The 9907-nt window shown below is 59.6% G+C and carries 8 protein-coding genes; 2 read left to right on the forward strand and 6 right to left on the reverse strand.

Annotation, left to right across the window (positions count from 1 at the left end):
• Positions 1-276: 276 nt before the first annotated feature.
• From Q6A47_RS04130 to Q6A47_RS04155, 6 genes are all read right to left on the reverse strand, one after another.
• Complete coding sequence (locus tag Q6A47_RS04130; RefSeq protein WP_029612296.1) at positions 277-489, reverse strand: DUF1127 domain-containing protein; 213 nt, start codon at positions 487-489, stop codon at positions 277-279.
• 331 nt (positions 490-820) lie between these two features.
• Positions 821-2314, reverse strand: a complete 1494-nt coding sequence (scpC, locus tag Q6A47_RS04135; protein WP_039582460.1) for a succinyl-CoA:acetate CoA-transferase ScpC — start codon at positions 2312-2314, stop codon at positions 821-823.
• A 188-nt stretch (positions 2315-2502) separates the two neighbouring features.
• Positions 2503-3954: an NAD(P)(+) transhydrogenase (Re/Si-specific) subunit beta gene (locus tag Q6A47_RS04140; RefSeq protein ID WP_304483196.1), complete on the reverse strand. Its 1452-nt coding sequence runs from the start codon at positions 3952-3954 to the stop codon at positions 2503-2505.
• Entirely contained in the window at positions 3951-4271 is a 321-nt protein-coding gene (locus Q6A47_RS04145; protein ID WP_039582464.1) for an NAD(P) transhydrogenase subunit alpha part 2, read from the reverse strand. The genes Q6A47_RS04140 and Q6A47_RS04145 overlap by 4 nt, the downstream gene beginning before the upstream one ends.
• 11 nt (positions 4272-4282) lie before the next feature.
• Entirely contained in the window at positions 4283-5404 is a 1122-nt protein-coding gene (locus Q6A47_RS04150; RefSeq protein WP_116887321.1) for a Re/Si-specific NAD(P)(+) transhydrogenase subunit alpha, read from the reverse strand.
• 428 nt (positions 5405-5832) lie between these two features.
• A complete protein-coding gene (locus Q6A47_RS04155) occupies positions 5833-6732 on the reverse strand; it encodes a LysR family transcriptional regulator (protein ID WP_304483198.1) in 900 nt (299 codons plus the stop codon).
• Between the two features lie 163 nt (positions 6733-6895).
• Between Q6A47_RS04155 and Q6A47_RS04160 the strand changes: the two genes are divergently transcribed.
• Both Q6A47_RS04160 and Q6A47_RS04165 read left to right on the forward strand, forming a co-directional pair.
• Positions 6896-8077 carry an acyl-CoA dehydrogenase gene (locus Q6A47_RS04160; protein WP_039582465.1) on the forward strand — a complete coding sequence of 394 codons (1182 nt, stop codon included), beginning with the start codon at positions 6896-6898 and terminating at the stop codon, positions 8075-8077.
• A gap of 15 nt (positions 8078-8092) precedes the next feature.
• The gene (locus Q6A47_RS04165; RefSeq protein WP_304483200.1) at positions 8093-9313 is read left to right on the forward strand and encodes a CaiB/BaiF CoA transferase family protein; all 1221 of its coding nucleotides are present in this window, start codon (positions 8093-8095) and stop codon (positions 9311-9313) included.
• Positions 9314-9907 lie beyond the last annotated feature (594 nt).

Genomic DNA, 9907 nt, shown 5'->3' on the forward strand with positions numbered 1-9907 from the left:
GGTTCTGGTTACTCGGACGCTTGCGGGACCGCACAGGATACCTGTGGGCACACTGACACGCGCGGACACGCTAACAGGCGGGTGACGCAAGCGTACCACGGGGCATTGTTTCAGGATGTTAAGGGAAGGTCGCTTCAAACTGTTTCGGTCATTTCGGGTTTCATTCGAACTGTACCTGTTCAGCACGGTTTTACCATTCCCAATAAAAAACCCGTCACAGTTGCCTGTGACGGGTTTTGAAGAATGCAGTGCCGATTAGTGCCGGCACGCTAGCGCTTAGCGCCAGAAAGGCTTGCTCAGCTCTTGGTAGCGCTGCGATTCGCTGATACCCGCATCAGCGAGCAGGCGTGCATCCAGGCGAGCGAGTTGACGACGACTGGCGATGCGGCGTTGCCACAGCAGCAGGGTCGAAACGACGCGCAGTGGCGCCGAGGCTTTGGATTCAGTGTTGTTGTCGAAAACCAGACCGGAACTGAGGGTACGTTCCATGATGTGTCATCCTTCCGCTTATGGCGGGACTAGATAGTGATTTAACTGGTGCCAATGATCCTCTCGTCTTGTCCAGTACAGTAGATACAGTTCAACAGTATTGAGTGAGCTCAGTTAACTGTTTGTGGGAACTGTTGCACTCCAAATTGGCGCAACTGTATTGGTGTGCGCCATTGTGGTGCAAATTTGGGGGGAATAAGTCTTTTGAGTGAGTATGGGTGGGGGTTATTGCAATACAGTAGTACAGTTTTGTTCGTCTGACTTGTGCCAACTGTTTTATGCCGGTCACCGCAGAGTGCGTCCGCGATGACCGTCGCTACAAAGCGTCTGATCAGCCTGCCAGCATCCGCCCGTTCTCTTCCAGGTTTTCGTGCCAGCTCAGCGCCTCGCGCAGAATGTGCGGCGTATGCCCACCGCGCGCGCAGGCCCGTTCGAAGTAGTCGTTCAGCGCCGCGCGGTAGTCGGGGTGCACGCAATTGTCGATGATGACCCGGGCGCGCTCGCGCGGTGCCAGGCCGCGCAGGTCGGCAAGCCCTTGTTCGGTGACCAGGATGTCGACGTCATGCTCGGTATGATCGACATGGCTGACCATCGGTACCACGCTGGAGATCGCCCCGCCTTTGGCGATCGACTTGGTGACGAACACCGACAGATGCGCGTTACGGGCGAAGTCACCGGAGCCGCCGATGCCATTCATCATCCGCGTGCCGCAGACATGGGTGGAGTTGACGTTGCCGTAGATGTCGAACTCCAGCGCCGTGTTGATACCGATGATGCCCAGGCGACGGACCACTTCGGGGTGGTTGGAAATTTCCTGAGGACGCAGCACGAGCTTGTCTTTGTAGCGTTCCAGGTTGCCGAACACGTCGGCGTTGCGCCGGCTCGACAGGGTGATCGAGCTGCCCGAGGCGAAGCGCAGTTTGCCTGCGTCGATCAGCTCGAAGGTCGAGTCCTGCAGCACTTCGGAGTACATGGTCAGGTCTTCGAACGGCGATTCGATCAGCCCGCACATCACTGCGTTGGCAATGCTGCCGATGCCAGCCTGCAATGGGCCGAGGCTGTTGCTCATGCGCCCGGCGGCCACCTCGCGCTTCAGGAAGTCGATCAGGTGATTGGCGATGCCCTGGGTCTCGTGATCCGGCGGCAACACGGTGGAGGGCGAGTCGGGCTGGTCGCTGATGACGATGCCGACGATCTTCGCCGGATCGATCGGGATAGCGGTGCTGCCGATGCGGTCATCGACCTTGACCAGCGGGATCGGCGTGCGGGTTGGACGATAGGTAGGAATATAGATGTCGTGCAAGCCTTCGAGATTGGGGTTGTGCGACAGGTTGATCTCGATGATGACGTGCTTGGCGAAGATCGCGAAGCTGGCCGAATTGCCCACCGAGGTGGTCGGCACGATGTGACCTTGTTCAGTGATTGCGACGGCTTCGATGACCGCGATGTCCGGTAGCGTCAATTGCTTGTTGCGCAACTGCTCCACGGTTTCGGACAGGTGCTGATCGATGAACATCACCTGGCCGTCGTTGATCGCCTTGCGCAACGTGCTGTCGACCTGGAACGGCATGCGCCGGGCCAGCACGCCGGCCTCGGTCAGTTGCTTGTCCAGGTCGTTGCCCAGGCTGGCGCCGGTCATCAGGCTGATCTTCAGTGGCGATTTTTTCGCCCGTTCGGCCAGTGCGTGGGGCACGGCCTTGGCTTCGCCGGCGCGGGTGAAGCCGCTCATGCCGACGGTCATGCCGTCCTCGATCAGGCCAGCGGCATCGGCCGCACTCATTACCTTGCTGTGCAGGGAGGACAAGCGGATACGATCACGGTACATGGGGTGTCATCTCGGGCTACTTGGCTACTGCAGCGCAGTCTAGTGATTTCGCCCGGGGCCGTCCCGCGACCATGGTCGTATGAGAAGCCCGGTCGTAGAGCCGTTGATCTGGATCAGCAAAACGACAAGGCCCCAGGAAAGATCTTCCTGGGGCCTTCTTCATGTCGCTCGGTTCAGCAGGAAAAGTGCTACTCCACGGCCTTGACCATGTCTTCGATGACCTTCTTCGCGTCACCGAACACCATCATGGTCTTGTCCAGGTAGAACAATTCGTTGTCGAGCCCGGCATAGCCGCTGGCCATGGAGCGCTTGTTGACGATGATGGTCTTGGCCTTGAAGGCCTCGAGAATCGGCATGCCGGCGATTGGCGACTTGGGATCGTTCTTCGCCGCCGGGTTGACCACGTCGTTGGCGCCAAGCACCAGCACCACGTCGGCTTGCCCGAACTCGGCGTTGATGTCTTCCATTTCGAAGACCTGGTCATAGGGGACTTCTGCCTCGGCCAGGAGCACGTTCATATGGCCAGGCATGCGCCCCGCCACCGGGTGGATGGCGTACTTCACGGTCACGCCGTTGTGCGTCAGCTTCTCCGTCAGTTCCTTCAGCGCATGCTGCGCGCGCGCTACCGCCAGGCCGTAGCCGGGGACGATGATCACGCTGTCGGCGTTGCTCAACAGGAAGGTCGCGTCATCGGCCGAGCCGGATTTCACCGGGCGCTGTTCCTGAGTGCCCGCCGAGGCGCCGGCATCGGCATCGCCACCGAAGCCACCGAGAATGACATTGAAGAACGAGCGGTTCATGGCCTTGCACATGATGTACGACAGAATCGCACCGCTGGAGCCGACCAGGGAGCCGGCGATGATCAGCATCGAGTTGTTCAGCGAGAAGCCGATACCCGCCGCCGCCCAGCCCGAGTAACTGTTGAGCATCGAAACCACCACCGGCATGTCGGCGCCGCCGATGGGGATGATGATCAGCACGCCCATGATGAAGGCCAGCACCAGCATCAGGGTGAACGCGCTGTAATGGCCGGTGAAGGTAAACAGCAGGCCCAGGGCCAGTGTTGTGATACCCAGGATCAGGTTCAGCTTGTGCTGGCCTGCGAACTGGACCGGAGCGCCTTGGAAAAGGCGGAACTTGTACTTGCCCGACAGCTTGCCAAAGGCGATGACCGAGCCGGAGAAGGTGATAGCGCCGATGGCGGCGCCGAGGAACAGTTCGAGCCGGTTGCCGGTCGGGATCGGATCGCTGATGAGCGCGACGATGCCCAGCGACTGCGGTTCCAGCACTGCAGCGATCGCGATGAAGACCGCAGCCAGGCCGATCATGCTGTGCATGAAGGCGACCAGTTCGGGCATCTTGGTCATTTCCACGCGCTTGGCCATGATCGCGCCCGCGCTGCCGCCAATCAGCAGGCCGACGAGCACGTAGCCGATGCCTGCCGTGGCGCCGCCGTTGCCCACCGAGAGCGCGGCCAGCTTGTAGATCAGGCCGATGGTGGTCAGCGTGGCGATCGCCATGCCGATCATGCCGAACAGGTTGCCGCGTCGCGACGTGGTCGGGTGCGACAGGCCTTTGAGTGCCTGGATGAAACAGATCGAAGCGACCAGATAAAGGAGGGTGACCAGATTCATGCTCATGGTTGCTTCTGCCCCGCGTTCTTGGTTTTCTTCTTGAACATTTCCAGCATGCGGCGAGTGACCAGGAAGCCGCCGAACACATTGACCGCAGCCAAAGCCACGGCCAGTGTGCCCATCACTTTGCCGGCTGGCGTCACGGTCAGGGCGGCTGCGAGCATGGCGCCGACGATGACGATCGCGGAAATGGCGTTGGTCACGGCCATCAGTGGCGTGTGCAGCGCGGGAGTGACATTCCAGACCACGTGATAGCCGACATAGATCGCCAGCACGAAGATGATCAGGTTGTAGATGCCGTGGGAAATCAGCATGTCTTCCATAGTCGTATTCCTCAGCCGTTCTTGCGCACGATCTGGCCGTCGCGGCACATCAGGCACGCGGCGACGATGTCGTCTTCGAGGTTGATCGCCAGAGCGCCGTCCTTGTCGAACAGCAGCTTCATGAAATCCAGCAGGTTGCGTGCGTACAGCGCCGAGGCGTCGGCCGCCAGCTGTGCGGGAAGGTTGGTCGGACCTACGAGGGTCACGCCATGCGCCATCACCACCTGGTCGGCCACGGTGAGGGGGCAGTTGCCACCTTGGGCTGCGGCCAGGTCGATGACCACCGAGCCAGGCTTCATCTGCGCAACGGTTTCTGCGCTCAGCAGCGTCGGTGCCTTGCGTCCTGGAATCAGTGCCGTGGTGATGATGATGTCGGCCTGCTTGGCGCGTTCGTGGACCGCCTGTGCCTGACGCTGCATCCAACTGGCCGGCATGGGGCGGGCATAGCCACCGACGCCTTCGGCGCACTCGCGTTCTTCATCGGTCTCGTAGGGGACGTCGATGAATTTCGCACCCAGCGACTCGATCTGCTCCTTGACTGCCGGGCGTACGTCCGAGGCTTCGATCACCGCACCCAGGCGCTTGGCTGTTGCGATGGCCTGTAGCCCGGCGACACCAGCGCCCAGGATCAGTACACGGGCAGCCTTCACCGTACCGGCGGCGGTCATCAGCATGGGCATGAAGCGCGGATAATGGTGAGCGGCAAGCAGTACGGCCTTGTAGCCGGCGATGTTGGCTTGTGACGACAGCACGTCCAGGCTCTGGGCCCGCGACGTGCGGGGTGCCGCTTCTAGGGCAAAGGCCGTGATGCCGCGATCGGCCATCTTGGCGATCAAATCATTGTTGAAGGGGTTGAGCATGCCCGCCAGAACACTACCTGGGTTGATCTGGCCTAATTCTTGGTCGTTGGGGGCCACCACCTTCAGCACCAACTGTGCGCCCAGTGCGTCGGCGGCCTCGCCCAGGGTGGCGCCTGCGGCTTCATAGGCCGTATCCGGAATGCTGGCCTTGAGCCCGGCCCCACGTTCGACGGTGATCCGATGGCCTTGGCCAACCAGTTTCTTGATGGTTTCCGGGGTCGCAGCGACCCTCGTCTCACCCGTCTGCGTCTCGAGAGGAACACCAATGTGCACGACTTTTTCTCCTGCGGTGACCTTTGTCATTGTTGATTTCCAGCCCACTTCGGGTGGTGCGGCTGGAGCGGTCGTTGAGCATGCATACCGCCGGTTCCGGGGCGGGCGAGGCATTTTGCAGAGGAACCGAAACGGCATCAACCAGTTCTGGAGCGAAACGAAGTTAAAACTACAAGTCACACTGTGACCATGTGTCGCAATGCATGGGCTTCGACGCGTCTAGAATGGGACATTCGCATCATAGATGAGGAAAACGAGATTTTTTCCTGTGTTTCGCTCACAGATTGGTGAATGTCGTAAATGTCACCTCTAGCTCACGCTGTGCGGGGCGTTCAGAGATTTCGTCGAAGTCATAAGATTGTTTATGGATAGGCGACATATCCATACATCTGTAGGTTTATTTGACTAGGAACTACAGCACAGGCGGGCTACATGAGACGGGTGTAGGCGTGCGCTTGACCTATCAGCCAATCGCGGAAAGCACGAAGCGAAGCCGACTCGATCTTGCGCTCTGGAATCATCAGATGGTAGGCCTTGTCGCTGGTCAGCACATGCCTGTTTGCGACCACCAGGCGTCCTTCCTCCAGCTCGCGTTGGATGAGGAAAGGGGGAATCAAGGCGATGCCCATCTGGTGCATGGCCGCCTGGGCCAACATTGAGAACAGTTCATAGCGCGGCCCAGTCATGTCCCGCTCCACAGTCATGCCGAGACTGGTGAACCACTGTCGCCACGCGTAGGGGCGAGTGGTCTGCTGCAGCAAGGGTAGCTGTGCGATTTCTCCCGGCTCGATGCAGTCCTGCTTTTCGAGCCAGTGCGGACAGCACACCGGCACCGGGTTCTCGCCCATCAACCGGTGCGATTGGGTGCCAGACCAGTCGGCATCGCCGAAGTAGATGGCCGCATCAAAAGGCGTGTCGGCGAACAGGAAGGGCCGAGTACGGTTGGTCAGGTTGACCGTCACCTGCGGATGACGTTGCTGGAAATCCTTGAGTCGGGGCAGCAGCCATTGAGTGCCGAAGGTAGGCACCACGGCCAGTTCGATGACACTGGCGCCTTGCTGGCGCATTACCGACAGTGTGTCGCGCTCCACCGCATCGAGCTGCGCTGCCACCTGGCGGCTATAGGAAAGGCCGGCTTCGCTCAGCTTGACTCCGCGTTGCGAGCGTCGAAACAGCTCTACGGTGAGGAAGCTTTCCAGGCTGGCGATCTGTCGGCACACGGCGCCCTGGGTCAGTGCCAGCTCCTGTGCGGCCTTGGTGAAGCTCTCGTGGCGGGCTGCAGCTTCGAAGCAGACCAACGCGGCGGTGCTAGGGATCTTCCGGCGCATGTACGTCAATCTCACTCATCAAGGGTCACTCAGGCGATTCTGTCCTCTCTTGGAGTGAGAAAACAACACAGGTAGGTGCGCAATCCTCGTTTGTCGTGCTGCCGATTCGGACCTAGGATCAACGCCAGCCCTATTCATCGGACATCTGCAGAGGACTCATCACATGGCCGGTAAAGCAAGCTTCAACTGGATCGATCCGCTGCTGCTGGATCAGCAGCTCACCGAAGAAGAACGCATGGTGCGCGACAGCGCCTACCAGTTCGCCCAGGACAAGCTGGCGCCGCGTGTGGTCGAGGCCTTTCGTCATGAGCGTACCGATGCAGCGATTTTCCGCGAGATGGGCGAGGTCGGTCTGCTGGGCGCAACCATCCCGGTGGAGTATGGCGGCAGTGGCCTGAACTACGTGTGCTACGGATTGATCGCTCGCGAGGTGGAGCGCATCGACTCCGGTTACCGCTCGATGATGAGCGTGCAGTCTTCCTTGGTGATGGTGCCCATCGATACCTTTGGCAGCGAGGCGCAGAAGCAGAAATATCTGCCGAAGCTGGCCAGCGGCGAATGGATCGGTTGCTTCGGTCTGACCGAGCCCAACCATGGTTCCGATCCTGGGGCGATGATCACTCGGGCACGCAAGGTCGAGGGTGGCTACAGCCTGACTGGCAGCAAGATGTGGATCACCAACAGCCCCATTGCCGACGTATTCGTGGTTTGGGCCAAGGATGATGCCGGTGATATTCGTGGCTTCATTCTGGAAAAAGGCTGGAAAGGCCTGAGCGCGCCGGCCATTCACGGCAAGGTGGGCCTGCGTGCTTCGATCACTGGCGAGATCGTCATGGACAGTGTGTTTGTGCCGGAGGAGAACATCTTCCCTGAAGTGCGTGGTCTCAAGGGGCCGTTTACATGTCTGAATTCAGCGCGATACGGCATCTCGTGGGGAGCACTGGGCGCGGCGGAAGCCTGCTGGCACACCGCGCGCCAGTACACGCTCGATCGCCAGCAGTTCGGCCGCCCGCTGGCGGCCAATCAGTTGATCCAGAAGAAGCTCGCCGACATGCAGACTGAAATCACCCTGGGCCTGCAGGGCTGCCTGCGTCTGGGGCGGATGAAGGATGAGGGCACGGCGGCGGTGGAAATCACCTCGATCATGAAGCGCAATTCTTGCGGCAAGGCGCTTGAAATCGCCCGTCTGGCCCGCGACATGCTTGGCGGTAATGGCATTTCCGATGAGTTCGGTGTGGCCCGGCATCTGGTCAACCTCGAAGTGGTCAACACTTATGAAGGTACCCATGACATTCATGCGCTGATCCTCGGGCGTGCCCAGACTGGCATCCAGGCGTTCTATTAATAGAAGGAGCAGGCCATGGGAGCGCTTTCTCACCTGCGGGTGTTGGATCTGTCTCGGGTGTTGGCCGGACCTTGGTGTGGACAGATTCTCGCCGACTTGGGCGCGGATGTGATCAAGGTCGAGCGTCCCGGCAGTGGCGACGATACACGCGCCTGGGGGCCGCCCTTCCTCAAGGATGCGCAGGGCGAGAGTACCAGTGAAGCTGCTTATTACCTGTCCGCTAATCGCAACAAGCGCTCGGTCACGATTGATTTCACCCAGCCCGAGGGTCAGCGCCTGGTGCGTGAGCTGGCGGCCAAGTCCGATATCGTCATCGAGAACTTCAAGGTGGGCGGTCTGGCCAGCTATGGGCTGGATTATCACAGCCTGAAGATGGTCAACCCCACCCTTATCTATTGTTCGATCACGGGCTTTGGCCAGACCGGTCCATATGCCAAAAGAGCGGGCTACGATTTCATGATTCAGGGGCTGGGCGGGTTGATGAGCCTGACCGGGCGCCCTGAGGGCGAGGAAGGCGCGGGGCCGATAAAAGTCGGGGTGGCGCTGACGGATATCCTGACGGGCTTGTATTCCACGGTTGCGATTCTGGCTGCGCTTGCCCATCGCGACCAGATGGGCGAAGGCCAGCATATCGATATGGCGTTGCTGGATGTGCAAGTGGCGTGTCTGGCGAATCAGGCGATGAACTACCTGACCACCGGAGTTGCACCGAAGCGGCTGGGTAACGCGCACCCCAACATCGTTCCCTACCAGGACTTTCCCACTGCAGACGGCGATTTCATTCTTACCGTGGGGAACGATGGGCAGTTCCGCAAGTTCGCTGAGGTGGCGGGTCAGCCCCAGTGGGCGGACGACCCGCGGTTTGCCACGAACACGCTGCGGGTAGCGCATCGAGCGGAGCTCATCCCACTGATCCGTCAGGTGACGGTGTTCAAGACTACGGCGCAATGGGTTGGCCTTTTGGAGCAGGCGGGTGTGCCGTGCGGACCGATCAACGACCTGGCGCAGATGTTCCAGGATCCGCAGGTGCTGGCCCGTGGGCTGGCGCTGGATGTGCCGCATGCGTTGGCGGGCAGTGTGCCGCAGGTGGCGAGTCCTATCCGGCTGTCGCGTACACCGGTGGAGTACCGTCACGCGCCGCCCTTGCTGGGTGAGCATACTCAGGTGGTACTCGAAGAGGTGCTGGGGCTGGAGGCGAGTGTCGTGCAAGGGTTGAGGGATGCCGGCGTGGTGTAGGTGGGGTGGTAGACCTCTCTATAAGTGAGTGGGGTGGCCGGTAGGCCACCCCGCTTTGTTTCAACTATTTGAATTTATTTGAAATTAAGCCTTGACCGCTGTTCAGATCCCCTTATAATGCGCCCCACTTCCGCAGCAAACGGAACACGAAACTCCTTGAAAATCAACGAGTTAAGCGAGTTCGGTGCGGTGCGAAGGGCTTCGATCCTCGGGTTGAAAGCGGTGAAAAAGGCAGTTGACAGCATCGTTTGGTGCTGTATGATTCGCCTCCCGCTACGAGAGATCGCAGCGAGTCAAGTGTTTGAAGCTAAACGAGTTTCTCGGTAAAAACTTCAAAACAAATGCTTGACACGAAGTAAGGCTGCTGTAGAATCCGCGGCCTCGGTTGAGACGAAACGCTCTTAGCCAAACGCTCTTTAACAAATCGAATCAAGCAATTCGTGTGGGTGCTTGTGAGTATGGACTGATCGTCGCCTAGATTATCAGCATCACAAGTGGCCATGCGAGAAATCACATAGTCATTTGAGATTGCTGAGCCAAGTTTAGGGTTTCTTAAAAACCCAAGCAGTATTGAACTGAAGAGTTTGATCATGG

It is taken from the genome of Pseudomonas boreofloridensis (assembly GCF_030580795.1).
Lineage (GTDB): Bacteria > Pseudomonadota > Gammaproteobacteria > Pseudomonadales > Pseudomonadaceae > Aquipseudomonas > Aquipseudomonas boreofloridensis.